The sequence below is a fragment of the Actinacidiphila oryziradicis genome (assembly GCF_005047355.1).
GTDB classification, from domain to species: Bacteria; Actinomycetota; Actinomycetes; order Streptomycetales; family Streptomycetaceae; genus Actinacidiphila; species Actinacidiphila oryziradicis.
On sequence record NZ_SUMC01000043.1, the window covers coordinates 1 to 25,543 of the forward strand.

General features: G+C 70.3%; 25 protein-coding genes. 6 read left to right on the forward strand and 19 right to left on the reverse strand.

Features of this window, described 5'->3' with window-relative positions:
* Positions 1 to 610 precede the first annotated feature (610 nt).
* A complete protein-coding gene (locus FCI23_RS33160; protein WP_246144285.1) occupies positions 611 to 835 on the reverse strand; it encodes an ANTAR domain-containing protein in 225 nt (74 codons plus the stop codon).
* A 395-nt stretch (positions 836 to 1,230) separates the two neighbouring features.
* A complete protein-coding gene (locus tag FCI23_RS33165; RefSeq protein ID WP_136727735.1) occupies positions 1,231 to 2,133 on the reverse strand; it encodes a PaaX family transcriptional regulator in 903 nt (300 codons plus the stop codon).
* Positions 2,134 to 2,367: 234 nt separating this feature from the next.
* Here FCI23_RS33165 and FCI23_RS33170 point away from each other — a divergent pair, with 234 nt between their 5' ends.
* Genes FCI23_RS33170 through FCI23_RS33180 form a run of 3 tightly spaced genes read left to right on the forward strand, consistent with a single transcriptional unit; the run spans position 2,368 to position 4,029 of the window.
* Entirely contained in the window at positions 2,368 to 2,874 is a 507-nt protein-coding gene (locus tag FCI23_RS33170) for an AMP-binding protein (RefSeq protein ID WP_136727737.1), read from the forward strand.
* Positions 2,868 to 3,182 (forward strand): hypothetical protein, encoded by a 315-nt coding sequence (locus FCI23_RS33175; RefSeq protein ID WP_136727739.1) that lies wholly within the window; start codon positions 2,868 to 2,870, stop codon positions 3,180 to 3,182. The genes FCI23_RS33170 and FCI23_RS33175 overlap by 7 nt, the downstream gene beginning before the upstream one ends.
* Positions 3,172 to 4,029, forward strand: a complete 858-nt coding sequence (locus FCI23_RS33180) for an amidohydrolase family protein (protein ID WP_136727740.1) — start codon at positions 3,172 to 3,174, stop codon at positions 4,027 to 4,029. The genes FCI23_RS33175 and FCI23_RS33180 overlap by 11 nt, the downstream gene beginning before the upstream one ends.
* 132 nt (positions 4,030 to 4,161) lie before the next feature.
* Here FCI23_RS33180 and FCI23_RS33190 read toward each other — a convergent pair whose 3' ends face one another.
* The 5 genes from FCI23_RS33190 to FCI23_RS33210 form a co-directional block, all read right to left on the reverse strand.
* On the reverse strand, positions 4,162 to 4,851 hold the full coding sequence (locus FCI23_RS33190; RefSeq protein WP_169317045.1) for a GAF domain-containing protein: 690 nt from the start codon (positions 4,849 to 4,851) through the stop codon (positions 4,162 to 4,164).
* 212 nt (positions 4,852 to 5,063) lie between these two features.
* The gene (locus FCI23_RS33195; protein ID WP_136727743.1) at positions 5,064 to 6,104 is read right to left on the reverse strand and encodes an MBL fold metallo-hydrolase; all 1,041 of its coding nucleotides are present in this window, start codon (positions 6,102 to 6,104) and stop codon (positions 5,064 to 5,066) included.
* A 197-nt stretch (positions 6,105 to 6,301) separates the two neighbouring features.
* A complete protein-coding gene (locus FCI23_RS33200; RefSeq protein WP_246144286.1) occupies positions 6,302 to 7,297 on the reverse strand; it encodes an aldo/keto reductase in 996 nt (331 codons plus the stop codon).
* Positions 7,294 to 8,862: a phenylacetic acid degradation bifunctional protein PaaZ gene (gene paaZ / locus FCI23_RS33205; protein ID WP_246144288.1), complete on the reverse strand. Its 1,569-nt coding sequence runs from the start codon at positions 8,860 to 8,862 to the stop codon at positions 7,294 to 7,296. Before paaZ ends, FCI23_RS33200 begins: the two co-directional genes overlap by 4 nt.
* A 33-nt stretch (positions 8,863 to 8,895) precedes the next feature.
* Complete coding sequence (locus FCI23_RS33210) at positions 8,896 to 9,420, reverse strand: gamma carbonic anhydrase family protein (protein ID WP_136727747.1); 525 nt, start codon at positions 9,418 to 9,420, stop codon at positions 8,896 to 8,898.
* A 185-nt stretch (positions 9,421 to 9,605) separates the two neighbouring features.
* Here FCI23_RS33210 and FCI23_RS33215 point away from each other — a divergent pair, with 185 nt between their 5' ends.
* Complete coding sequence (locus tag FCI23_RS33215) at positions 9,606 to 10,517, forward strand: PaaX family transcriptional regulator (RefSeq protein ID WP_136727749.1); 912 nt, start codon at positions 9,606 to 9,608, stop codon at positions 10,515 to 10,517.
* 90 nt (positions 10,518 to 10,607) lie between these two features.
* Here FCI23_RS33215 and FCI23_RS33220 read toward each other — a convergent pair whose 3' ends face one another.
* From FCI23_RS33220 to boxB, 12 genes are all read right to left on the reverse strand, one after another.
* Positions 10,608 to 11,375 (reverse strand): enoyl-CoA hydratase/isomerase family protein, encoded by a 768-nt coding sequence (locus tag FCI23_RS33220; protein ID WP_246144290.1) that lies wholly within the window; start codon positions 11,373 to 11,375, stop codon positions 10,608 to 10,610.
* A complete protein-coding gene (locus FCI23_RS33225) occupies positions 11,372 to 12,220 on the reverse strand; it encodes a 3-hydroxyacyl-CoA dehydrogenase family protein (protein WP_136727750.1) in 849 nt (282 codons plus the stop codon). Before FCI23_RS33225 ends, FCI23_RS33220 begins: the two co-directional genes overlap by 4 nt.
* Positions 12,217 to 13,401, reverse strand: a complete 1,185-nt coding sequence (locus tag FCI23_RS33230; protein ID WP_136727752.1) for a thiolase family protein — start codon at positions 13,399 to 13,401, stop codon at positions 12,217 to 12,219. The genes FCI23_RS33225 and FCI23_RS33230 overlap by 4 nt, the downstream gene beginning before the upstream one ends.
* A gap of 14 nt (positions 13,402 to 13,415) precedes the next feature.
* On the reverse strand, positions 13,416 to 13,811 hold the full coding sequence (locus FCI23_RS33235; protein WP_246144292.1) for an amidohydrolase family protein: 396 nt from the start codon (positions 13,809 to 13,811) through the stop codon (positions 13,416 to 13,418).
* Positions 13,812 to 13,860: 49 nt separating this feature from the next.
* Positions 13,861 to 13,989, reverse strand: coding sequence for a hypothetical protein (locus tag FCI23_RS62530; RefSeq protein WP_265737786.1), 129 nt, complete (start codon positions 13,987 to 13,989; stop codon positions 13,861 to 13,863).
* A 37-nt stretch (positions 13,990 to 14,026) separates the two neighbouring features.
* A complete protein-coding gene (locus FCI23_RS33240; protein WP_136727756.1) occupies positions 14,027 to 15,313 on the reverse strand; it encodes a CaiB/BaiF CoA transferase family protein in 1,287 nt (428 codons plus the stop codon).
* Complete coding sequence (locus FCI23_RS33245; RefSeq protein WP_136727757.1) at positions 15,310 to 16,497, reverse strand: cytochrome P450; 1,188 nt, start codon at positions 16,495 to 16,497, stop codon at positions 15,310 to 15,312. Before FCI23_RS33245 ends, FCI23_RS33240 begins: the two co-directional genes overlap by 4 nt.
* Positions 16,498 to 16,779: 282 nt before the next feature.
* Positions 16,780 to 17,103 carry a ferredoxin gene (gene fdxA / locus FCI23_RS33250; protein ID WP_136727758.1) on the reverse strand — a complete coding sequence of 108 codons (324 nt, stop codon included), beginning with the start codon at positions 17,101 to 17,103 and terminating at the stop codon, positions 16,780 to 16,782.
* A gap of 45 nt (positions 17,104 to 17,148) precedes the next feature.
* On the reverse strand, positions 17,149 to 18,165 hold the full coding sequence (locus FCI23_RS33255) for an NAD(P)/FAD-dependent oxidoreductase (RefSeq protein ID WP_136727759.1): 1,017 nt from the start codon (positions 18,163 to 18,165) through the stop codon (positions 17,149 to 17,151).
* Positions 18,162 to 19,790 carry a benzoate-CoA ligase family protein gene (locus tag FCI23_RS33260; RefSeq protein WP_136727761.1) on the reverse strand — a complete coding sequence of 543 codons (1,629 nt, stop codon included), beginning with the start codon at positions 19,788 to 19,790 and terminating at the stop codon, positions 18,162 to 18,164. Before FCI23_RS33260 ends, FCI23_RS33255 begins: the two co-directional genes overlap by 4 nt.
* A gap of 3 nt (positions 19,791 to 19,793) precedes the next feature.
* Positions 19,794 to 21,524 carry a 2,3-epoxybenzoyl-CoA dihydrolase gene (boxC, locus tag FCI23_RS33265; protein ID WP_136727763.1) on the reverse strand — a complete coding sequence of 577 codons (1,731 nt, stop codon included), beginning with the start codon at positions 21,522 to 21,524 and terminating at the stop codon, positions 19,794 to 19,796.
* 198 nt (positions 21,525 to 21,722) lie between these two features.
* Positions 21,723 to 23,201 (reverse strand): benzoyl-CoA 2,3-epoxidase subunit BoxB, encoded by a 1,479-nt coding sequence (boxB, locus tag FCI23_RS33270; RefSeq protein ID WP_136727765.1) that lies wholly within the window; start codon positions 23,199 to 23,201, stop codon positions 21,723 to 21,725.
* A 251-nt stretch (positions 23,202 to 23,452) separates the two neighbouring features.
* Here boxB and FCI23_RS33275 point away from each other — a divergent pair, with 251 nt between their 5' ends.
* Both FCI23_RS33275 and FCI23_RS33280 read left to right on the forward strand, forming a co-directional pair.
* Positions 23,453 to 24,481 carry an NAD(P)H-dependent flavin oxidoreductase gene (locus FCI23_RS33275; protein ID WP_136727767.1) on the forward strand — a complete coding sequence of 343 codons (1,029 nt, stop codon included), beginning with the start codon at positions 23,453 to 23,455 and terminating at the stop codon, positions 24,479 to 24,481.
* 254 nt (positions 24,482 to 24,735) lie between these two features.
* Complete coding sequence (locus FCI23_RS33280) at positions 24,736 to 25,332, forward strand: adenylate kinase (RefSeq protein ID WP_136727829.1); 597 nt, start codon at positions 24,736 to 24,738, stop codon at positions 25,330 to 25,332.
* Positions 25,333 to 25,543: the final 211 nt, after the last annotated feature.

Sequence of the window (25,543 nt, forward strand, 5' to 3'; positions counted from 1 at the left end):
CCGGACCAGCGCAGCGACGACCGACAGCGACATCCGCACATCGTCCCAGAACACTCGAAGCCGCGTCGCCAGGATCAGCAAACGCCCAGGCCACAGCCCCGAATCGTATTTTCGAGCGGGACAGGCCATCGGGCTCGTCCTGGACGACGCCGTCTTCCCCCGGATCGCCCGGCGCTGACCCGCCCCACCGGGCTCGCGCTCCTGGCCCCAGCCACGGGCGCGCAGTCCGTAGAGGTGCGACCGCCCGGGGAGCCGGCAGGAAGGGCCCCTGCACAACCGGCGTCCCGGCCGCACGTCCGTGCGCCCAACCGCATCCGCGCGGATCCTCCCACCGCATGCCATTGGCCGGCTTGGCGGGCGAATGTGCGCCCCCGCATTCCTGAGCGGCATCGGTGCTGCCGGAGGTTGTTCACGGGTACGGTCGGCACGCTGCTACCACCCGGTGCCGGACCGGCGCTGCGGCTCGCTTCCCGCCCTCTTCCTCTACACGAAGTGCCGGTCAGGTGACGCCATGACGAGCACACGGGATCCGCCGGTTGCCGGGTGTCCCTGGCGCGGGAGCCTCCGGTGTGCTGACGACGCGCTGCGCGGGGGTTGCGGTCGTGGGTGTTCAGACGACCAGGCCGGTGAGGGGTTCGGTGCCGTCGATGAAGGCGCGGGCCAGGTCGGACAGGCGGCGGTTGTGTGCGCGGGCGTAGGCGCGCAGCGCGGTGAAGGCTGTTTCCATGTCGATGTTGAGGCGTTCGGCGAGTTTCCCCTTGGAGTCCGAGGGCGGCGTGTCGCTTGCCCTGAATGCCGAGGGCGCCCAGGGTGCGTTGGGCTCAGCGAGCGGCATCGAGGAGGTCGAGGACGGCAAGTCTGATCGGCCGGGGTGTCATCAGGGGGTTGTCGTGCAAGACGCTGTCACTGTCGGCGAGCGGCGCCAGGGCTGCGGCTACGTCGGCGGGCAGCCCGGTCGCGGTGCCCAGGATGCCGGCCAGGAGTGGCGCAGTGCCGTAAACGCACTGTGGAACCGCTGCTGGGCGCTGATTGGTGGCCGGGCAGCGCTGACCGTGACCCCGACAACTTCAAGGCCATTGACATTCTGCGCGTCCTAACGCTCGCCGAAGCACGTGACGAGTCCTTCACACCCCGCACTCTCTGTGCCGGTGTGACAAGCGAAGGAGCCGGTCGTACGGCAGCGCTGAGGGCCGCTTCTGCGCCCAGCGCGCGGCGTGCGGTCCGCGGTCCTCAGCCGGGCGAGGTCTCCTTGACGACCTCGCGCCACCGGCGCTGCGCGTCGTCGTACCAGCGGGTGCGCAGCTGGGCGCAGACGACGGCGGCCCGCCTGCCGATCCAGTTCGGCAGCAGCTCCTCCGGCAGCTGCGGGTCCAGGAACGGGAACCGTTGCCACTCGCTGACCAGCTGTAGGTGACCGAGGAGCAAAGGGTCGCCCGGCTCGGGTTGCAGACCGCTGAAGCGAATCAGCAACTGCTCGTATTTGGCGGTCATTTTGTCGAAATCCCACGCCTTTTGGACGATCTCAGCTTCAGTCAGACCGATCGACAGCGAGCTGCCCACGAAGGCCAGCGTCGATTCACGCAGCCCGAAGTCGTCGATGACTTGCTGCACACTGTCGCGGCGATCCGGATGCGGGGACAGCCACACGCCCGGTGTGGGGTTGCCGAACCCTTCCCAACTCAACGCGCCGTAGAGCTTCTTTCGCACCGAGCGCTGGCTCTGCGGGATGGTGACCAACAGAATCAACCAGTTTCCGCCCCAGCGCCCGGCCGGTTCACTCATCGAGTAAACGCGTTTCGCGCCCGCCTCGATGAGATGCCGACCCGCCTCGGTCAGCTTCCACTGGACCTCGCGACCGGAACGGTGCCCCGTGATCCAGCCGGCGGACGCACCGCGGGCGATCGCCTGCCGCGCGGTCTGCTCCTCGATGCCAAGACGGGTGAGGACATAGAGCAACGACGACGTCCACACCGAGTCCCCGTTCGGCATGACCAGCTCACCGAGCACGGTCAGCAGCAGCGACCGCGCGCTCCCGGCCGTGGTCGAGGGGCGCCCAGTGTCGTTTCCACCCCGAGCGGGGTTGGTCGTCACCGCACGCTGACCCATAGGACGCTCCCCCAACTCGTTGACCACCGCATTCTACCGTGCTGATCGGTGAGCGGCCGAGCGGTGCGGTGTCGCCGAGCGACCGGCGGCAGGGGCGCGTCGGCGACTGGGGAACAAAATTATTCTACACTCTTTCAAATTCGCTTCCGTGGGATGTATAACGGTGGTGGCTGCTGGACAAAGTTCGCGGTCGGGGTGGCCTGCGGGGGCGGGGGCACGGGCCACCCGTCCAGAACCGGGTCAATTCTTGCGGGAGGCGAGATGCCCATCGAGCAGAACCTCCTCACCGAGTCGTACCGGCCGGCTGAGGGTGGTCACGAGAAGGCTCGCGACTGCACATTGAGGCAACTGCTTCGAGAGGCGGCGAAGGCCGCGCCGGACAGGCTCGCCCTGGTCGACGGTGTCAGGGACCCGGCCGCGCGTCGGACCTGGACCTATGTGCAGTTCCTCGAAGCGGCGGAGCGTGCGGCCCGCGCGTTGCCGCGACGCTTCGTGCCCGGGGACCGGATCGCGATCTGGGCACCCGACAGCGCGGACTGGGTCATCGCAGCTGTTCAGCAGGCGTGGACGCGCATGGATCGCACGCTTGATCTGGGCGCGAAGCGGGTCGAAAGCGGGCGCCGGACGGCGTGTCGGCTTCGTGCTCCCCTGTCGCGGCCAAGCCGAAGCCGCTCCGACCCGCACATTTGGGCCCCAACCTCTGCTGAACAGCTACGGATCATCCTTCGGCAGGGCATCAGCCTGACGGGGATAGTGCGGGGATGGTGATGGTCGCCGTCAACCCCGCCTACCGTGCGCAGTTGGGTTACGTCCTCAGGCAGTCACGCGCCGCGGGCTTGTTCTACGCCGGTTCGTACCGCGACTTCGCCGTGACGCCGGTGGTGGACAACGTCGTCGTGCCACAACTGCTCGAGTTCAAGAAAGCGGTGTCGTGCTCGTATGGGGAGACCTTCCTGGAGTCGGGCGACCCACGGCAGGAACTCCCGCGCACGACCGCCTGCCTCCCGCCGAACGCACGGGGACCGGCCGCGGAGGCATGGCCGATTCGACTCTGGAGGTTGTCCGATGATCGATGACGAGATCGTGGTCGACGCCCACGTGCACGCCCCGCGTCTGCCCACGCTCAAAAGCTCCTGGCTGGAGTGGGCCGACAAGTTCTCCGGCCGCCATCCGTGGCGTGACGCGTACGACGACCGTGGCGACCCCGTACCCGAGCGTCTGGACGCTCTGCTCGCCGCCGAAGGCGTCGACCGGGCGCTGCTGTTCTGCGAGTACAGTCCGCGAGCCACCGGCATTCAGTCGTTCGACGACCTGCTGCCGATCGTCGAGTACAACCCGGTGCGGTTCCGTCCGGTGGCAAGCGCCAACCCCCATCTCCACTATCCCATCACCGCCGAGATCGAGCGGCAACTGGACCTCGGGGCCGTGGCGCTCAAGCTGCACCCGGTGCACGGCGCCTTCTCACCGGCCGCCAGAGAGCTCTACGCGGCGTACGCGCTGTGCGCCGAACGCGGCGTCCCCGTCATCGTGCACTCCGGCACCTCCAGCTTCCCGGGAGCGCGGACCGCCTACGGTGCCCCCGAGCTCCTCGCGGACGTCATCGAGGACTTCCCCGACGTGCAGTTCGTCTTCGCTCACGGTGGGCGGGGCTGGTGGTACGACAGCGCGGCGATCTTGGCCCTGGGGAGGCCGAACGTGTGGCTGGACCTCGCCGGGCTGCCCCCTAGGAAGCTGCCTGAGTACTTCTCCCGGTTCGACCTGCCGAGGCTCGCCACCAAGTGGATCTTCGGGACCGACTGGCCCGGAGTGCCAGGGGCCTCCCGCAATGTGGCCGCCCTGCGCGAACTGGGCCTGCCCGCCGACACCGTGCGCGCCGTGCTGTCCGGCAACGCCGCCAAGATCTTCCCTGGACTTGGGGTGTGAGGGCACCGATGAAGGCTGTGTATGTGGTCGACGCCTGCCGTACCCCCACAGACAGGGCCAAGGGCCGACTGACCGGCGTGCGACCGGACGGCGCGCCGTACTCGCGGCGCAGGCAGTCGGAGCACAGACGCATCAGCCCCGCGCTCGCCGGGACGGCATGGGACCGGCCGGCCATCGCACGGGCCCGGTTGTCGTTCTGCCGCGGCACCACCGACGGAACTCGTCGACCTGCGGCAACGCGGTTGTGCGCCAGGTTCGTTTCCCGCGTTGCCGGAGATCGTTTCCCGCCGCTCGGAGCGCCGGACCTCGCGGACCTGGAGGCCTCGGCCGACAACTCGTCCACGCAGCACGGGAGTTTCGTCGGTGCCCCGGGTGGAAGGGCCTGGCTGCGAGTTCCTCGGCCAGCAGCTGATCGCCGTCGTCGAAGGGGTCCGGGGTGCGGTGCCGGGCGAAGATCACGACGCCCAGGGGGGTGCCGCGGGCCTGCACCGGCACCACCATCGTCGAGTGGACCCCGTGGGTACGGATGCTGCGAATACGCTCCGGTCTTCCGGCCGCCCACCAGCGCAGGGTCTCCTCGTCGACCGGATGCCGTACGGCTTTGCCCGCGGCCAGGGCCCGAGCGGGCGGTGACTGCTCGTGGTACGTGTGCCGCTCGCCCGACAGGACCACCGACTCGGGACATCCCTCCAGTACCGACCGCCGGGGCCACTCGCGGAAGATGAGGGCGCGCGGGGGCACAGCCGGTTCCGCCTCCTCTCCGGACAGGACCGCATCGAGCAGGTCGACGGTGACGAAGTCGGCGAACCGCTCGACGGCCACCTCGGACAGTTCCTCGGCGGTACGGATCAGGTCCAGCGCGGTCCCCCCGGCGGGTAGGCCGAGGGCGATCGGGCCGCCGGAGGCGTTGGTGCGCTCGGGGTGGGCACGCGTCTCTTGCTGCCGGCCTTACGCCACCGGCGCGAACGGCAGCGGCGGTCGGGGGTGACGGCGATCCAGGCGAGCTTGGCGGCCGCCGAGCCGCGGGCGTCCGGTCACGCGGGCGTGTAGAGGCCGGCCTCGACGGTGCCGTCGGCAGTACGGGTCAGCCGGCCCTGTTCGACCAGGACGTCGAGGTGGGCGAGGGTCTCGGTGACCGCGAGGCACTGGTTGAACAGGTCGAGGTCCTCGATGCGGCGGTTCCTCCTGGTCCAGCCGAGCCGTCCGGCGACCAGCCGGGCGGTGTCGCAGCCGGCCTCCACCACGGCGGCGATCTCGTCCAGGCGACGGCCGTGGTGGTCCAGGAGCTGGTCGATCCGCCGGTGGGTGCTGGGCGAGACGGGTCCGTGCGCGGGCAGGAACCGCTGGTCGGGCAGGGCGCGGACGGCCCGCAGCGAGCGGAGGTAGTCGCGCAGCGGGGAGGCCGCGGGGGCCGGCTCGAAGCCGATCGAGGGCGTGATGTGCGGCAGCACGTGGTCACCGGCGTAGAGGTCGCCGCGCTCGCTGTCGAGGAAGACGACGTGGCCCTGAGTGTGCCCGGGGGTGGCGATCGCCTGGAGCGCCCGGTCCCCCACCTTCACCGGGACCGGCGCGTCCACCCACTCGTCCGGCGGCTCCCAGTCGGAGATCACGTGGCTGGGCGGGAGTTCCTCGGTCAGGCGGTCGCTGAGGTCGTCGGCGCCGGCCCGGCGCAACTGGAGGCGCAGCCCGCCCCAGGGGTCGGCGTTCGCGTCCCGGGCGTGCCGCAGGCTCGCCTCCTCGCCGCGGCCCAGCAGAATCCGGGAGCCGAACTCGCGGCGCAGCAGCACGGCCATCGTGTAGTGGTCCCGGTGCACGTGCGTGATCAGATAGCGGTCCACGTCGCCGAAGCCGCAGTCCAGGGCGCCCAGCGCTGCCTTCATCGCCTCGCGCGCCTCGGCCAGTGCCCAGCCTGAGTCGACGACGACGAGGCCGGTGCGGGTGCGCAGCGCGTACACGTTGACGGCGCGCAGGCCGTCGGAAGGCAGCGGCAGGGGGATGCGGTAGACGCCCGCGGAGACCTCGAAGACCCCTGGACGCGTCCAGTCGCCGCCCGGATCGTCGAACTCGATCTCCATATGTCTCTCTCAATCCTCGTACAGCGTGGCAGTGGCGCAGGCCGTCCCACACTCTACAACTTCTGGCACCAGAACCATAGATGCGTGTGACATCTATCGCCGAAGCCCCTGGACGCGCGACGGGACGGATCCGGCGCGCGGACCCGTCCCGTGCAGTGCTGCAAGCGTTCCAGAGGTGTTCCAGGTGTTCCAGGCTGTCAGCCGGGCAGGAAGGTCGCCCCCGCGGCGGTGTCCGCCGGGAAACGCCGGTCCAGCTCGGCGATCTCCTCCACCGACAGCCGCACCTCGGCGGCCGCCAGGTTCTCCGTCAGGTGCGCGGGGTTGCGTGTGCCGGGGATCGGCACCGCGCCCCGGGCCAGCAGCCAGGCCAGCGCGAGCCGGCCGGGGGTGCAGCCCTTGTCGCGGGCGATGTCGCGCAGCGGCGCGAACCGGTCCCGGTTCACCGCCAGGGTCTCCGCGCAGAATCGCGGGTAGCGCGAGCGCAGGTCGCCGCGCGGCACCTCGGCCACCTCCGCGGAGCCGTCCAGATAGCGGGGGTCGGCGAGGAAGCCGCTGCCCAGCGGCCCCCAGGCGACGAAGCCGACGCCCAGCTCGTCGCAGGCCGGGACGAGCGCTGCCTCCGCCTGCCGGCTGAAAAGCGAGTACTCGAACTGCACGGCGGCCACGGGGTGCACGGTCGCGGCCTTGCGCAACTGCGCCGCGTCCACGTTGGACAACCCGATGTGCCGGACCTTGCCCGCGGCGACCTGCTCGGCCATGGCGCCGACGGTCTCCTCGACCGGCACCTCGGGGTCGGGGAAGTGCAGGTACCACAGGTCCACGTGGTCGGTGCCGAGGCGGCGCAGGCTCGCGTCGATGGCCTCGGCCACGTGGGCGGGGCTGCCGTCCACGAACGGCCGCATGCGGTAGCCGGCGTCGACCGGCCGGCCCTGGTCGGGGCCGACGTAGCCGAACTTCGTGGCGATGACGACCTCGTCGCGCCGGCCGGCCACGGTCCGGCCGATCAACTCCTCGTTCTCGCCGGGGCGGCGGCCGTAGGCGTCGGAGGTGTCGATGAAGCCGGCTCCGCCGTCGAGCGCGGCGCGGATCACTTCCTCGGCCTGCTGCTCGGCGATCTCTCCGTACACCCCCGACAGGACCATCGCGCCTAGTCCGAGCGGGGGGACTTCCAGGTCGGGGCCGAGCCGGGTCACAACTGCGCCTCGGGGGCCGCGGGGACGTCGGTGAGCGCGCCGAGCAGCGCCGGGGAGCCCTGTACGGCGGTGCGCTGCATGTGGTGCAGGACGCCGCGGATGCCGCCGAGTTCCTCGCCGCCGCCGGCCCGGCCGGGGCCGCCGTGTGTGGTGTGCGGCAGGGGCGAGCCGTGTCCGGTGGACTCCTTGGCGTCCTCGCGGTCCAGGACGAGCAGCCGCCCGTGCCAGGGGGCCGCGCCGAGGACGACGTCGCGGGCGAAGTCCGGGTCGTGGGTGACGATCGAGCCGACGAGGCTGCCCTCGCCGCGGGCGGCCAGCTCGACGCCCTGAGCGGCCCCGTCGTACGGCAGCAGGGTGCTGACCGGGCCGAACGCCTCCACCTCGTGCGGCTCGGCGCGGCCCGGCTCGTCGCAGCGCAGCAGCAGCGGGGGCAGGAAGGCGCCGCGCTCCCGGTCGGCGTCGACCAGCTCGAAGTGCTCGGAGTCGCCGTGGACGATCTTGGCGGCCCCGGTGAGGGCCTGGAGGACCTCGGCGCGCTGGCCGAGGCTGGCGAGAGCGCCCATGCTGACCGAGGGGTCGGATGGATTGCCGACCTTCACCTCGGCGAGCCGGGCGGAGACCGCCTCGGCGACCTCGTCGATCAGCGCGCTGGGTACGAACGCCCGCCGGATCGCGGTGCACTTCTGCCCGGCCTTGACGGTCATCTCGGTGACGAGCGCCTTGGTGAACAGGTCGAATTCGGGGGTGCCGGGGACCGCGTCCGGCCCGAGCATGGAGAAGTTCAGCGAGTCCGCCTCGGCGTTGAACCGCACGGCGCGGCTGGTGATCACCGGGTGCGACCGCAGCGTCTGCGCTGTGGTCGCGGAGCCAGTGATGCTCAGCGAGTCCTGGCCGGTGAGTGCGTCGAGCAGCCCGTCGGGCCGGCCGCAGACCAACTGGACGGTGCCGGGCGGCAGGATGCCCGACTCGATAATGCGGCGGAAGACCAGTTCGGTCAGGTACGCGGTCTGGCTCGCGGGCTTAATCACCGACGGGACACCGGCGAGCACGGCGGGGGCGAGCTTCTCCAGCATGCCCCACACGGGGAAGTTGAAGGCGTTGATCGAGACCGCGGCGCCGTGCCGTGGGACGTGCACGTGCCGCACGCCGAAGGTGCCGGCCTTGCCGACCTGCTCGAAGTCGCCATCGGGCAGGACGAATCCGTCGGGCAGCTCCTTGGCGCCCTTGCTGCCGTAGACGAAGAGGACCGCGATGCCGCCGTCGACGTCGAAGGCCGAGTCGCGGGCGGTGGCGCCGGTGCGGGTCGACAGTTCGTTGAACTCGGCGGTGTACTGCGTCAGATGCTTGCCGAGCGCCTTGAGCAGCCCGGCCCGCTGGTGGAAGGAGAGCGCGCGCAGGGCGGGACCGCCGACCTCGCGCGCGTACCGCAGCGCGGACTCGGCGTCGACGCCCTGCGTGGAGATACGGGCCACTTCTTCGCCCGTCGCCGCGTCGAACAGCGCTCGGCCCTCGTCGGGGCCGGTGTACCAGTCACCGTTGACATAGCTCTGCAATTTCGCCGCCACGAGCGGGTCACCTTCCGTCAGGAGTCACGGGGTTCAGCGGTCGATCCGGCGCAGCGCGCCCCGGTAGTGGTTGCCGGCGTCGACATAGCTCTGCACGGCGAAGTCCATCCAGGAGGGGTCGTGACCGGTCTTGCGCAGGCGCACGGGAACGCCGACCGCCGTCGTGTGCGCGGGCACCTCGAAGTCCTCGGGCACCAGCGCGGCCGCGCCCACCACCGCTCCGGTGCGGACCACGGCCCGGTTGAGCGTGATGGAACCGGAGCCGATCAGGCAGCGGCTCTCGACGGTGCAGCCCTCCAGGTGGGCGTTGTGCCCCACCACGCACTCCGGGCCGATCACGGTCGGCCACTGCTCGGTGGTGTGCAGCACGGTGCCGTCCTGGATCGAGGTGCGGGCCCCGACCTCGATGCGCCCGCCGTGGTCGCCGCGCAGGACGGCGCCGGGCCAGATGGTGGCCTCTTCACCGATCGACACACGGCCGATCACGACCGCGTCGGGGTGGACGAAACTGCTGGGGTGGATCTGCGGCTCGTCGGGGCCGAGTGCGTAGATCGGCATCGTTGGGTTCCCCGTTCGTCCGGACGGCGGCCAAACACTCACTTATTATCGACACTATCCAGTCGCTCCACAAAAAACAAGTATATTAACAATAGGAGCGGCGTCCCCGCCGGGGCGGCCGGTAGTCTGGAAACCGCGCGGCACCTGCGGTGTCCCGCGATCCACGGTGAAGGATGTGACAGACGATGGTGGTGAAGGCGGGGGGGCAGAGCGCCGATAAGCGCAAGCCGCGGGCCGCGCACCCGGCGGGCGAGGCCCGGCCGATGGTCAGCAGGCGGCGCGAGGTCGGCCACACCAGCGCGCGGTCGCTGCTGGCGACCATCCTCGGTGAGTACGTCCTGCCGCGCGACCGCCCGGTGTGGACCTCGACGCTGGTCGAGGCGCTCGGGATGTTCGACATCGAGGAGAAGTCGGCCCGTCAGGCGCTCGCCCGCACCGCCGCTGAGGGCTGGCTGGCCTCCGAGCGGGTGGGGCGGCGGGTGCGCTGGGCGCTCACCCCGCCCGGCCGCAGGCTGCTGACCGAGGGCGCCGAGCGCATCTACCGCTTCGGTGACAACGAGCGGGAGTGGGACGGCACCTGGCTGGTGATACTCGTCTCCGTGCCCGAGGCCAAGCGCGAACTGCGCCACCGGCTGCGCACCCAGCTCGCCTGGACCGGCTTCGGCACCCCCGAGACCGGGGTGTGGATCTCTCCCGACACCCGCCACGAGGCCGAGGCGCTGAGTGTACTCAAGGAGCTCGAACTCTCCGCGGACGCCATGTCGTTCACCGCCGACTACGGCGCGGTGGGCAGCGAGGATGCCATGGTCTCCCGCGCCTGGGACCTGCGCGAGGTCGAGGCGCGGTACGAGGCGTTCATCGACGAGTTCACCGGCGCGCACCCGGTCGAGGGGGACGCGGTCTTCCAGGCGCAGACCCGGCTGGTCCACGAGTGGCGCCGCTTCCCCTTCCTCGACCCCCAACTGCCACGCACGCTCCTGCCGAAGCGCTGGAGCGGCGTCCAGGCCGCCGGCCTCTTCCACCGCATGCACGGCGACTGGCACGCGCACGCCCAGCAGCGCTGGGACCGGCTGGTGGAAGACCACGGCGCGGTCTGACCTCCCTAGCCGTACCCGCCTTACCCACCACGTCAGCCGGTCACGTGGCGGGGGCCGCTCGCCAGGGCGCCGCCCCCGCCGTGCGCCGGCTCAGTGGCCGCCGCGCGAACCGCGGTTGAGGAAAGCGTCCATGCGGGTGAACTTCTCCTCGTCCTCGAAGAGCACCGCCTGCGCGACCAGGTCGAGCTGCGGGTGCGCCGCCTCGGGGGCGTCCACGGCCAGCTTGGTCAGCCGCAGCGCGACAGCCGAGCCGCGCAGCATACGGTCCACGGTCACGTGCGCGGCGGCCAGCAGTTCCTCCGGCGGCACCACGTCGATGACCAGGCCCAGGTCCAGGGCGCGTTGCGCGTCCAGGGTCCGGCCGGCCAGCAGCACCTGCTTGGCGACGCTCTCCCCCAGCAGACGCACCAGGCGGTAGGCCGCCCCGGCGCCGGCCAGGATGCCCAACTGCGGCTCGGGCTGGCCGAATCGGGCCCGCGGCGTGGCCAGCCGGATGTCGCAGGCGTACGACAGCTCCGCTCCACCGCCGAGCGCGTGGCCGTCCACCGCCGCCACCGTGGGCATCGGCAGCGCCCGGATGCGCTCGAACAGCCGCAGGTTGATGCCCGCGAGCGCGTCCTTGCGCCGCCGTTCGCGCAGTTGGGCGATGTCCGCGCCGCCGGCGAACACACCGTCGGTGCCGCCGGTGAGCAGCAGCACGCCGGGCTCGCGCTCCAACTCCGCACATACGCCGTGCAGTTCCTCGACCATGGTGGCGTCGATGGCGTTGCGCTCGGCGGGCCGGTCCAGCATCACCACGGTGCGGTCGTCGCGGTGCTCGATCCGCAGGGTCTTCAGCTTCTCCTCCACGACGGTCACCCGTTGCTCCAGTCGTAGAAGCCCCTGCCGCTCTTGCGGCCGAGTTCACCCGCGGCGACCTTGTCCACCAAGATCCGCGGCGGCTCGAAGCGCGGGCCGAAGCTCTTCGCCAGGTGCTGGGCGATGTCGAGGCGTACGTCGAGGCCGACCAGGTCGGTCAGCCGCAGCGGACCCATCGGGTGACGGTAGCCCAGCTCCATCGCGCGGTCGATGTCCTCGGCGGCGGCCACGCCGTCCTCCAGCATCCGCATCGCCTCAAGGCCGATCGCCACACCGAGCCGACTGGTGGCGAATCCCGGCGCGTCGCGGACCACGATGGTCTCCTTGCCGATCTCCTCGGCGGCGGTACGGGCCTGCGCCAGCGCCGCGTCGCTGGTCGCCGCGGAGCGGACGATCTCCAGCAGCGGCATCGACCAGACCGGATTGAAGAAGTGCAGGCCGAGGAAGCACTCGGGGCGGCGCAGCGACGCCGCGAGGGTGTCGATACTCAGGCCGCTGGTGTTGCTCGCCAGCAGCACCGGGTTCGTCTCCTCGGCGGAGGCGAGCACCGCGCGCTTGAGCTCGACGCGCTCCGGCACGGCCTCCACGATCAGGTCGAACCCCTCGCCGAGCTGGGCGACGTCGGGCGCGTGCACCACGTTATCCACCAGGGCCCTGGCGCCCTCGGCTGCCAGTTTGCCGCGCTGTTCGGCCTTCTCGGCCTGCTTCCTGATGATCTCCAGGGCGAGCCGCGCCTGGTCCTCACGTGGCTCGACCAGTGTGGTCGCGTATCCCGCGGCCGCGAAGACGTAGGCGATGCCCAGTCCCATCGTTCCGGCGCCGATGACGCCGATCTGCTTGCTCATGCTGCCTCCAACGCCATCGACAGACCCTGGCCCACTCCGATGCACAGGCTTACCAGCCCGCGCCTGACGCCCTTCAGGCGCATCTCGTGCGCGAGCGTCCCCGCCAGCCGCGCTCCGGAGCATCCCAGCGGGTGTCCGAGCGCGATGGCGCCCCCGTTGACGTTGACCCGCTCGGGGTCGAGCTTGAGTTCATCGACCACCGCGAGCGACTGGGCGGCGAACGCCTCGTTCAGCTCCACCAGGTCCAGGTCATCCACCGACCAGCCGATCCGGGCCAGCAGCTTGCGCGTGGCGGGCACCGGGCCGATGCCCATGAAGTCGGGGTGCACACCGGCCGCGGCGGTGCCGACGTAACGCGCCAGCGGCTCGACGCCGAGGGCCGCCAGGCCCCGCTCGGAGGTCAGCAGCAGGCCGGCCGCGCCGTCCGACAGCGGCGAGGAGTTGCCGCCGGTGACGGTGCCCTCGCGGCGGAACGCCGGTTTGCGCGTGCCCAGCGCCTCCAGGGTGACCGACGCGTCCGGACCCTCGTCCGCGGTGGCCTCGCCGTTCTTGACCGCAACGGGCAGGACCTCGGTGGTGAAGCGGCCGGCCGCCGCCGCGGCGGTGGCGCGCTGGTGGCTGGTGAGGGCGAAGGCGTCCTGGCGCTCGCGGCCGATGCCGTAGCGGTCGGCGACGTTCTCGGCGGTCTCACCGAGGGAGATCGGCGGATAATCCTTCTGCATCTGCGGGTTGACCAGCCGCCAGCCGAGACGGGTGTCGGCCAGCTCCATCGAGCGCGGGTAGCCGGAGTCGGGGCGCGGCAGCACGAAAGGCGCGCGCGTCATGGACTCGGTGCCGCCGGCGAGGCAGAGGTCCGCCTCGCCGGCCGCGATGGCCCGGGCGGCGCCGGAGACGGCCTCAAGGCCGGAGGCGCACAGCCGGTTGACTGTCGCGCCGGGCACCTCGAGCGGCAGGCCGGCCAGCAGCACGCCCATCCTGGCGGCATTGCGGTTGTCCTCGCCGGCCTGGTTGGCCGCGCCCCAGTAGACATCGTCGATCCGCGACGGGTCCAGGGAGGGCGTACGCGCCAACAGCGCGCGCATCACCACCGCGGTCAGATCGTCCGGTCGCACACCGGCCAGTTGGCCTTTGGCCTTGCCAATAGGAGTACGGCAGGCGTCGACCACGTACACAGCGGTCATCGTCATTCAGTCCCTCACACCCCGAGTCCGGGGGAGATCTTGGCGGCGTTGCCGGACAGCACGGCACGTACGGTGTCGGCGGGCAGGCCCAGCTCGCGCAGCGCGGCCACATTGCGGGACGCGCCGGGCACGCCGGGCCAGTCGGTGCCGAAGATCCACTTGGTGGCGAGCCTCGGCAGGCCGAAGCGGGAGTAGTACTCGGGCAATTTCTTCGGCGGCAGCCCGGCCAGGTCGAGCCAGACGTTCGGCTTGGACAGGGCGAGGAAGGCCGCGGTGTCGTACCACCAGCCGCGGCCGCCGTGGGCGAAGACGAACTGCACGTCGGGGAAGTCCTCGATGTCGTCGAGCAGCAGCGCGGGGTCGCCGAAGCGGGTGCGCGAACCGGGGAAGCTGGAGGTGCCGACGGTCACATCGTCGAGGTTCCACGCCTGGCGTGCGATCTCGTCGTCGGTTGCCGATCTACAGCGAGCCGCCGACGAAGGCTAGGGCGCAGTCCCGCAGTTGCAGGTCGACGATCACCCGCTCCAGGCCGTAGCGGGCAGCTGAACACGCCGTCGCAAAACCTGGCTGGTAGCTCAACTCCCCCATACGGCGCCGTATTCCGGCGCCGCACCTCGTCCGCTACCTACGTCGGCTCCAAACGTCTGCTGTGACTCGACTGTGCCTCACGAGGCGGCTGAGGCGTCGCCAGACTCGCGATTTCCTGCTCTCCGTACCCGAGTTCGGCCAGTACCTCGCTGGTGTGCTGGCCCGCCCGCGGCGGCCCGGCAATCACACTGCGCTGCACCTGGTCATAGGTGATCGGGGAATCGACCGACTCCACCCCGGCGTTGGCGATCTCCACCCACGCTCCGGTGGCACGGGCCTGCGGGTCCCTCACCACCTCTTCGGGCGTCTGCACCGGAGCCCAGAACACGTCGTACTTGTCGAAGACCTCGGCCCAGTACTCCAGCGGGTGGGCGCCGAAGGCCTCGTCAAGGATCGGGATGAACTCCCGGCGGTTCTTGGTGAGATCGCGCGGCTTGGCGAAGCGCTCGTCCTGGAGCAGGTCGGTGCGCCCGATGGCGGCGAGCACCTTCGGCAGCTGGCGTCCCGCCTGGACCCCGACCAGGAAGAACCACCGCTCGTCGGCGGTGCGGTAGGAGTTGTACATGGGGGTGGGGCAGTTGTCCCGCGGATACGGCGGCCTGGGCCTGCCGCCCATGGCCTGCACACCGAGTTCGCCGGCCAGCGCCCACATTCCGGTACGCAGCAGGGACGCCGCCACCATCCGGCCGCGGCCGGTCTGCTGGCGCTCGTGAAGCGCGGCGAGGATGCCGGCGACGCCGGTCATCGCGGTGAAGGTGTCGCCAATGCCCTGCATCAGGGGCGCGGGAGGCTCCCCCTGTGTGGTGAGCTCGTGCGAGATGCCGGTGCGGCCGAAGAACGACGCGAGGTCGTAGCCCGCCCGCTCAACGTCGTCGCCGCCCCAGCCGTAGGCGGTGAGCGTGCAGTACACCAGGCGGGGGTACTGCTCGGCCACCTCCTCAGGCGACAGGCCCAGCCGCCGCAGGGCGGACGGGCGCAGGTTGGTCAGCAGCACGTCCGCGCCGGACAGCAGGCGGCCCAGCGCCTCCCGCCCGTCCGGACGGCGGATGTCGAGCTCGACCGACCGCTTGCCGCGGTTGGCCGAGGTGAACGCGCCGTTGGGCGCGTCCGGGTTGGCGCCCATCGAGCCCCAGATGTGCCGCATGGGCTCGCCCCCGTGCGGCTCCACCTTGATGACATCGGCGCCCCAGTCCGCGAGCACGCCGCCGGCGGCCGGACCGGCCATCCAGTGGGCGAGCTCGATCACGCGGACACCGCGCAGGGGGGCCGGCGGCGGCTCGGTCTGCTCGCCGGCGGGGACGCCCTTCACCGTGCTGTCGCTCACCGTGCCACCTCGAAGTCCACGCGCTCCGGCCCGCGGGTCTGGCCGCCGCTCCACGTGACGCCGGCCGGGTCGGTCAGGCGGAAGTCGGGCATGACCCGTAGCCACTCCTCCAGCGTGACGCGCAGTTCCAGACGCGCGAGGTTGGAGCCGAGGCAGCGGTGGCCGCCGGACCCGAAGGTCAGGTGGCGGTTGCGCGCCCGGTCGATCCTGATCTCGTCCGGGTCCTCGAAGACTTCCGGGTCCCGGTTGGCCGCACCGAAGGCCAGCAGCACGCGCTCGCCGACCGCGATGCTGCGGTCGTGCAGCTTGATGTCCTCCTTGGTGATCCGCGCGACGCTGACCGGGGCGTAGACGCGCAGGAACTCCTCGGTGGCGGTGTCCAGCAGAGCCGGCTCGGCGATCAGGCGCCTGCGGTCCTCGTCGTTGGCGGCCAGGTGCCACAGGGCGGCGCTGATCGCGCTCCAGGTGGTGTCCGCGCCCGCGATCAGCACCAGGAAGGCAGCACCGATCTTGTGCTTGCGGCTCAGCGGCTCACCGTCGATCTCGGCCTGGGCCAGGTAGCTGATGAGGTCGTCGCGCGGCTCGACGTCACGCTCGTCCAGCAGTCCGCCGAGGTAGTTGAGGATCTCATTGATCACCTCGGCACGGACCTTCTGGTCCTTGGGGCCGACCCGGATCATCCGGATCATCCAGTCGGTGAACTGCTCGCCGGGGGGGACACCGAGCATCTTGGTGAGCACGGCGATCGTCAGGTGCTGGGCGAAGTCGTTCACCACGTCACCGCCGCCGCGCTTGGCCAGCTCTTCCGCGAGTTTCCGGGCCTTCTCACGGATGAACGGCTCGAACTCCGCGATCCGTGCCGGCAGGAAGTAGGGCATCAGGATGTCCCGGTGCGGCTTGTGCTCCGGGGGGTCGGACGTCAGCGGAGGCAGGTGGAGACCGCCGGCCGACTCCAGCGGACCGGCGACCTCAACGGCCTTCGAGGTGAACCGGGCACCGTCACGCGCGATGTTCCGAATGTCGTCATACGAGATCGGCATCCACGAGGTGCCCCACTTGTCCGAGTGGGCCATGGGGCAGCCACCCGCCCGCATGGCCGCCCAGGTGGCGTGCGGGTCCTCTTTGAAGTCCGACGAGAAGATGTCGTAGCCATCGAAATCGTGCTCGATCGGTTGTTCGCTCATAAGGAGACTCTACGCTTCAAGGAACAGAGTGTCGAGCAATGTAGGTTACGAGGATCGGCCAAAATATGACGGCGCACGGAGTTCGAGTGCTGTTCGACAGCGGTCCGTGGCAGGCGCGCGGCCGGTTCGCGGCCTTCGCTCCGCTTTTGCCGCCCTTTGCGGCACGCGCGCCCGGACATGCCGAAGCACCCCGAAGGCCGTACCGCGTCGCCGCGGCCGTCCCAGGGGCGCTCAGGGCACTTTCTTCAGTGGCGGACCGCCCGGCGGCAAGCCACCCGGCGGTCAGCGCGAGGTCACCAGCGGGGTGTCCACTCCGATCGGACCGGTCTTGTTGGACCCGCCCGGTGTACCCACCGGGGCATCACGCCCCGGCAGCGCCTCGGTGAAGAAGCGGCGGTTGTCCTCGACGAACTCGGCGTCGGAAGCGCGGCGGTCCTGGGTGATCGCCTCGACCGGGCACACCGGCTCGCAGGCACCGCAGTCGATGCACTCCTTCGGGTTGATGTAGAGCTTGCGCTCGCCTTCGTAGATGCAGTCGACCGGGCATTCCTCGATGCACGACTTGTCCATGACGTCGATGCACGGTGCGGCGATGACGTACGGCATGCTGCCTGCCTCCCAACTGGATGCGGATGGATATGAGGGCGCGGATCACACGGACAAGGGAAGCGGAGCCTGACTGTCCGTGGAGTGCCCGGGGAAGAGCTGCGCGTCGGGATTGATGTGTACTGCAGCGTTGTTGACCGCAGTGGCCACTTCACCGAATCCGACCGCGATCAGCCGGATCTTGCCGTCGTAGTGGGTGATGTCACCGGCCGCGAAGACGCCCGAGACGTTGGTGCGCATCGCCGAGTCGACGACCAGGTGCCGGTTGTCGTGCAGGTCGACGCCCCACTCCCGCAGCGGGCCGAGGTTCGCGGTGAAGCCCAGCGCCGCCACCAGCTTGTGGCACTTGAGCGTCTGGTTGGCACTCTCGCCGGTCACCTTGACCTCGATCGCCTCAAGCTGCCCGTCACCGGTGGTCTGCGTCACCTGCGCGTTGGTGATGATCTCCACGGGCGATGCCTTGAGCTGTGCGACCGACGCGTGGTGGGCGCGGAAGGCGTCGCGGCGGTGGATCAGCGTGGTGCTCGCGGCGATCGGCTGGAGCATCAGCGCCCAGTCCACGGCGCTGTCGCCGCCGCCGACAATGACCACGTCCTTGCCCGCGTACTCCGAAGACGAGGGCACGAAGTACTCAAGGCCCTTGCCGAGGAAGTCCTCGCCCGCCGGCAGCGGGCGCGGCGTGAAGGTGCCGATGCCGCCGGTGATGACCACCGCGCCGGCCGTGACCTCTTGGCCGGAACTGGTCTTGACCACGAGCAGGTCCGGCTGCCCGTCACGGGCGACCCGCTCCAACTGCTGCGCCTCCTGCCCGAGCAGGTAGACCGGGTCGTGCGGCGCGGCCTGCTCGACCAGGTTCTTGATCAGCTGGCGGCCGGAGATCGCGGGGAAGCCGGCGATGTCGAAGATCTGCTTCTCCGGGTACATCGCGCTCACCTGGCCGCCGACCTGGCTCAGCGAGTCGACCACGGCCACCGACAGTCCGCGGACGCCGGCGTAATAGGCACCGAACAAACCGACCGGTCCCGCACCGACGATCAGCAGGTCGACTTGGACGGCACTCATGTGTGGCCTCCTGAGGCAGAGGTGGGAATGGGTGAGAAGGCGGCTGACAGGTGGACATTGAGGTTCGCCACCAGCTGGCGGATCTTGATCCGCTGAAGCTTGCCCGTGGATGTCTTCGGCAGTTCTTCCATGAAGATCACCGCTCGGGGACGCTTGAAGGACGCCAGGCCGTTGCGACACCACTGGATCAGCTCGTCGGAGGTGACCGGGGCGGCGGTGACGACGCAGGCGACCGGCTTGTCCAGGCCGGAGGCGTCGGTGAGGGCGACGACGGCGGTCTCGGCGACGGCGGGGTGCTCCAGCAGGCGGCTTTCTATCTCCGCCGGGGAGATCCAGATGCCGCCGGCCTTCAGCATGTCGTCGCTGCGGCCGAGGCAGGTGTAGTAGCCGTCCTGGGAACGGACGTAAACGTCACCGGTGTTGAGCCACTGGCCCTGGAAGACGGTCCTGCTGGCGTCAGTCCGGCGCCAGTAGCCCTCGGCGATGGACTGCCCACGCACGTACAGCGACGCGGGCGTGTGGTCGGGGACGGGCAGGCCCGTCGCGTCCCGCAGCTCGATGTCGTATCCCGGCACGGGGCGGCCGGTGGTGCCCGCGCGCACCTCGCCCGGGCGGTTGGACAAGAAGATGTGCAGCGCCTCGGTGGACCCGATGCCGTCGATGATCTCGACGCCGAAGCGCTCGCCGAACCCCTCCTGGAGCCCGGCCGGCAGCGGCTCGCCGGCCGACGTGGCCAACCGGACCGAGGCGAAGGTGTCGTCGGGCAGGTCGGAGGCGAGCAGCGCCGCGTAGAAGGTCGGGACACCGAAGAACAGGGTCGGACGGTCCTGCCGCACCCGCTCGCCGAAGACCTCCGGCGTGGGCCGCCGGGATTCGAGCACCGTGGTGGCGCCGACCGACAGCGGGAAGAACAGCCCGTTGCCGAGGCCGTAGGCGAAGAAGAGCTTGGCGACCGACAGGCACGAGTCGTCGGGGGTGATCCCCAGCACCCGGGCGCCGTAGGTCTCGCTCACGTGGCGGATGTTGGCGTGCCGGTGGATCGCCGCCTTGGGGAAACCGGTAGTCCCCGAGGTGTAGAGCCACAGCGCCCAGGTGTCTTCGGTGGTGGGGGCCGCGGCACGCTGGTCTGCAGCGGCCCCGGCCCCGGTCTTGATGAGCTCCGCCCAGGTCAGTGCCTGGATGCCGGCCGGCGTCACGAGCGGCTGCTCGGCGTCGACCACCAGGTACCGCAGCTGCGGCGCCGCCTCGGCCGCGGCGAGCGCGGCCTCGGCATACTCCTGGCTCGCCACGAGGACGGAGGCGCCCGAGTCGGCCACGAGGCCGTCCAGTTCGCGTCCGTTCAGCATGGTGGACAGGGGCACCGCGACGAAGCCGGCCCGGAACGCGCCGAGGATTCCGGCGAGCATGGGCACGTCGTCGTTCATCACGAACAGAACCCGGTCGTCGGGACGCAGCCCCAGGGAACGCAGGCCCGCCGCGGCGTCGGCCGACACGTCGGCCAGTTCGCGGTAGGTCAGCGTGCCGCCCGCGCCGCGCACGGCGATGTGCTCACCGCGGCCGTTGTCGACTTGTCTGTCGACCAGCCAGGTCTGCGCGTTGAGGGTGCGGCTCTGGTGGGCGGGCACGGGTCAGATCCGCTGCATGTTGTAGTCGCCCTTGCGGCCGGTGCCGAAGCGGCGCAGCGCACCGTCGGGGCCCGAGGCGTTGGGCCGGATGAAGATCCAGTTCTGCCAGGCGGTGAGGCGGCCGAAGATCTTGGTCTCCGTCGTCTCGGGGCCGACGAAGCGGTGGTTGGCCTCCATGCCGGTCAGGGCGTCGGGCGACAGCGCGGCCCGCTCCTCCAGGACGATGCGCAGCTCGTCGGCGAAGTCAATGTCGTCCAGGGCAAGGGTGACCAGGCCGAGCTCGGTGGCGGCGGCCGCGTCGAGGGGCTCTCCGATCTTGGCCTTGGCAGCGGCGACGTCGTCATAGTGGCCCCAGAAGCGGGACTCGATACGGGTGAGGTCGTTACTCATCGGCCAGGGGCCGAAGTTGGACTCGCTCAGCACGATGGTGGCCGGCGTCGCGTCCGGGTCGACGTCCTGGTAGACGCCTTCGAGGATGTACTGCCGGTCGGCGGCCAGGGCCAGTTCGAGCAGCAGGCCGGCGAAGCAGGTGCCGGGCTCGATGACGGCCACGATACTGCGGCTGGTGACGTCGAGACGCTTGAGGGTCCGCTTGTAGTACTGGCGGATTTCGTTGACCAGCCAGTTATCGGCGAGCTCGGTGAGCTGCGCGTCGTAGGCGAGTACGGCGTCGCTGTCGCCCTGGGCGCGGATCAGCCAGCTGCCGATCTCCTGCTCGTTGGTGCGCAGGTGCAGAATCAGGTCGTCCAGCGCGCGGGTGACGGCCAGCGGCCAGTAGTCGGCGCCCTGGGCGTGGATCGCGGCGGCGTCGGCCGGCGGCGCGTCGACGGGCGCGTGCACGGTGATCTCGGCGATCCGCGCGGCGCGGTCGATGGTGGCCGTCACGTGCGGGTAGATGATGCTGTCGCCGGACGCCTTGCGGTCCAGCGGGGTCAGCGCCATACCCTGCGCGTCCGACGGGCGGGGAGAGGTGGCGGCCGCCTCGTGGGCACGGCGGGCGATCTCGTCGGCGAAGCCGGCCCGCGGCACGGTGAAGTCGGCGAGGCCCCACTCGACGGCGGTGGCGCCGCGGAAGCCCTCGGACTTGGTGGCGAAGATGTCGGCGCGGTCCTTGCGGACGTGGCGCTTGTCGACCACGCGGGTCAGACCGCCGGTGCCGGGCAGCACGCCGAGCAGCGGGACCTCGGGCAGCGACACGGCCGAGGAGCCGTCGTCGATGAGGACGATCTGCTCGCAGGCGAGCGCCAGTTCGTAACCGCCGCCGGCCGCTGTGCCGTTGAGGGCGGCGATCCAGGTCTGGCCGGAGTTTGCGGTGGCGTCCTCGATGCCGTTGCGCGTCTCGTTGGTGAACTTGCAGAAGTTCACCTTCCAGGCGTGCGAGGACTGGGCGAGCATCCGGATGTTGGCGCCGGCGCAGAACATCCGCTCCAGGCCGCTGGTCATCACGACCGACTTGACCTCGGGGTGCTCGAAGCGCAGCCGCTGCACGATGTCGTACAGCTCGATGTCGACGCCGAGGTCGTACGAGTTCATCTTCAGCTCGTAACCGGGAACGAGCCCGCCGTCCTGGTCGACGCCGAGGATCACCGTGGCGACTTCCCCGTCGACCTCGACCTTCCAATGGCGGTAACGGTCGGGAGTCACGCGGAAGGAGATCTCCGGCGCGGCCTCGGGCTGGGCCGGTGCCGCACCTTCCTTCGCGGGACTTTCACTCACGGAAGCGGAGACGGACATGCCACACCTCTCAGCAGACTGGACGGCAAGACGAAGACACTGCTCAATAGTCTACATCTCTCTGCACACAGTTCAACTACGTGTAGATAATCATGGGTCGTAGGGTCGGTGCCCCGGTATGCGCCGGCCGGGAGCGGTATACAGCCCTGGTGCTCACCCACGGGTGGCCGCCAGGGCTGTACCGTCCGTCGGGCGGAATCAGGCGAGGGCTTCCTCGGCGAGGTGCACGTAGTCGAACTCGACCGGCTGCTCGTTGATGCCGGCCTGCGGCGCAGCGATCCAGCCGGCGAACTTGCCGACCTCGTACTCGGGCACCATCAGCGCCGCGACCGCCCTGCGGTCCTCGTCGCTCGGCAGCCAGTCGCCCTCACGGGCCTCCCACGTGGCCTCGTCGACAACCTCGCCCTCGGGGCTCACATAGTGGCCGGAGTAGACACCGACCGCGCGGTGGAAGCCCTCGTGCGGCAGGAACAGCCGCTCGTCGAGGCCCGCGTCCTCCAGCGCCTGGTTCCAGCGGCGCACGCCGTTGGCGCAGTCGGCCACGTACTCGTCGCGCAGGTCGAGGTTGAGGGCGCTGAGCAGCGGCACGGACTTCTCGACGATCTGGCCGTCCTCCACCACGTTCATGAGGCGCTCGGAGGTCAGCAGCTCGTGGTCGTCCTTGCGTCGGTTCTCCTGCCAGCGGCCCTTGAGGCCGGAGCTGTAGTAGTTGCCGGCGTTGGTGGACTGCTCGGAGCCGAACAGGTCCATGGAGACCGAGTACTGGAAGTTCAGGTACTTCTGGATGACGGTCAGCGGGATGCCGCCGTACTGCCAGATGTCGTCGGTGCCGTGCTCCTTGATCAGCTCGGCGGTCCGCTCCACCACGCGCTGCACGCCGGTGGTGCCGACGAACATGTGGTGCGCCTCCTCCTTGAGCATGAACTCGCAGGTGCGCGCCAGCGGGTCGAAGCCGGACTCCTTGAGGGTGCCCAGCTGGTACTTCCCGTCGCGGTCGGTGAAGTACGTGAACATGAAGAACTGGAGCCAGTCGGTGGTCTCTTCGTTGAAGGCACCGAGGATACGGGGGCTGTCCTCGTCTCCCGAGTTGCGCTTGAGCAGCTGCTCGGCCTCTTCACGGCCCTCACGGCCGAAGTACGCGTGCAGCAGATAGACCATCGCCCAGAGGTGACGGCCCTCCTCGACGTTGACCTGGAAGAGGTTGCGCAGGTCGTACAGGCTCGGGGCGGTGTTGCCGAGGATGCGCTGCTGCTCGACGGAGGCGGGCTCGGTGTCGCCCTGGACGACGATCAGCCGCTGGAGCTCCGCGCGGTACTCACCGGGGACCTCCTGCCAGGCCGGCTCACCCTTGTGCTTGCCGAAGGGGATCGTGCGGTCGGGGTTGCGGTCCGCCAAGAAGATGCCCCAGCGGTACTCCTCCATGGGCACGTGCGCGAAGTGCGCCCAGCCGTCACGGCCGACCGCGATCGCGGTGCGCAGGTAGACGTCCTTCGTCGGCAGGGAGGGTCCGAGCCGCTTCCACCAGTCGAGGAACTTGGGCTGCCAGCCCTCCAGAGCACGCTGGAGGCGCCGGTCTGCGGCCAGGTCGACGTTGTTGGGGATGCGCTCGTTGTAGTCGATCGTGCTGAGCGGGCCGGTCGGGCTGGGTGCCGGTCCAGTTCGGGCGTCAGTGGACATCAGCGCTCTCCTGTGGTTGGTCTTCACTCCCTAATAAAGTTCTACGCCTTCTTTGCGTCACCGCCAAGTGTCTGTCGAACTTTTTGGGCGCGATGCCCCGGGGGACGGGGTCGACGCGGTCGCAAATCGCACAATCCGGGCACCTCAGCCGTGCGGCGCGGTATGGCGGGACCAATCGATGGCCACTCGGGCCAACGTTTGACATAATCGGTAACTAAGTTCTCATTTCAGTGTCGTATATGGAGGACCCCTTGGGACCGATCAGCAACCGGTACACCGAGCTCGTAGGAATCGAACACCCGATCGTTCAGGAGGGCCTCGGCCCCTTCAAGACGGCCCGGCTGGCGGCTGCGGTCTCCGACGCCGGCGGCCTCGGCACGGTGAGCATGCCGGGCATGCCGGACGACCTGAAGGAGGGCGCGCGGACCTTCCGCGCGCACATCGAGGAGTGCGCCTCGCTCACCGACAAGCCGTTCGCGGTGAACATCCCGGTCGGCGTGGACGGCGACGGCAAAGTGATGCCGTTCACCGACGTCTACATCGACACGGTCTTCGCCGCCCGCGCGGCCGACGAGGGCCTGGCCCGCCAGCTGAAGGTGCTCACCACCTCGGCCGGCTACCCCGGTGGCTACGTCCAGCGCATCCACGACGCGGGCATGATCAGCCAGCACAAGGTGGGCGCGACCCGGCAGGCGCTCAAGGCGCAGGAGGCGGGCGTGGACGCCATCATCGCCTCCGGCTTCGAGATGGGCGGCCACGCGCCCAGCAAGGCCGTCCACACCTACGTTCTGGTACCCAACGTCACTCAGGCCGTGGACGTCCCCGTGGTGCTCTCCGGCGGCGCCCGCGACGGCCGGACGCTGGCCGCCGCGCTCTGCCTGGGCGCGGACGCGGTCGCCATGGGCACCCGCTTCATCGCCACCGAGGACAACGCCGACTGGCACCCCAACTACACCCAGGCGCTGATCAACGCCCGCGAGGGCGACGACGTGGCCTTCGACGGCGTCTACGGCCCCTGCCGCGGCCTGCGCAACAAGGCGTCGGAGTCGCTGCTGCACACCGACGCCACCGTGCACAGCGCGGTGGAGCTGACCCGCTGGAAGATCCAGCAGATGCAACTCGCCCAGACCGAGGGCGACGTGGAGAACGGTCTGGTGCTGGCCGGCCAAGTGGCAAGCGCCATCGCCGATGTGGTGCGTGTCGCAGAGTTCCTGCCTGCCATGGCGGAGGAGGCCGCGGGTATCCTGAGGTCCCTGGCCGCGCCCGTCACCCTCGCATAACCCGGAACACCAGGTGTGTGGGTCCGGTGCGCCGGGCCCACACTTCCATGTCCGCGGCCGTTCCGCCCTCTTCACTCCTCCCTTTACGTGTTCCGCGCGTGGCCGCTCCCGACTTGACCGTGCGACGCCGCACCCGCCCCTGGCGGTGCCGCGTCGCACTCGGCTTCCCGGCGCAGCGCCGCGCCCGGACCCGAGCAAGCGCGCCCAAGGCCGCGTTCAGCTTCAACCTCGCCACTACGAAAGGTTTCTCGCTGATGCGTATCGTGCTGGTCGGACCTCCCGGAGCGGGCAAGGGCACCCAGGCCGAGATCATCTCGGCCCAGCTCGCCGTGCCGCACATCTCCACCGGGGACATCTTCCGCGCCAACCTGCGCCAGGGCACCGAGCTGGGCAAGTCGGCCCAGTCCTACATGGACGCCGGAGACCTGGTCCCTGACGAGGTGGTCATCGCCATGGTGCGCGACCGGCTGGCCGAGCCCGACGCCACCACCGGCTTCCTGCTCGACGGCTTCCCGCGCAGCCGCCCGCAGGCCGAAGCGCTCGACGGACTGCTCACGGATCTGGGCACCTCGCTCGACACGGTGCTCGAACTGCAGGTCGACACCGAGGAGGTGGTCCGCCGACTGGCCATGCGCAGCGCCGAGTCGGGCCGCGCGGACGACACCGCGGAGACCGTACGCCACCGCCAGGAGGTGTACGCCCAGCAGACCGCGCCGCTGGTCACCCACTACGCCGAGCAGGGGCTGCTGAACGCGGTCGACGCGGTCGGCGAGGTGGACGAGGTGACCGGCCGGATCATGCAGGCGCTGGGCGCCGAGGGCACCGGACGGACCTCCGCCGCCCTGGCCTGAGCCCTTTCGGGGCCGGGCGGTCCGAGCCCGGCAGTTGAGCGGCCCGGCCCGGTCCGTACGCGGGCCGGGCCGCTCACCGTATCCGGTATCCGGTATCCGGTATCCGGCCCCGAACGCACTGTCGGCGGGCCGCCGCTTCTCGCGGCGGCCCGCCGACACGCGTACGGACGCGAACGGGCCGGGCCGACCCGGGGGTTCAGACCCGGGCCGG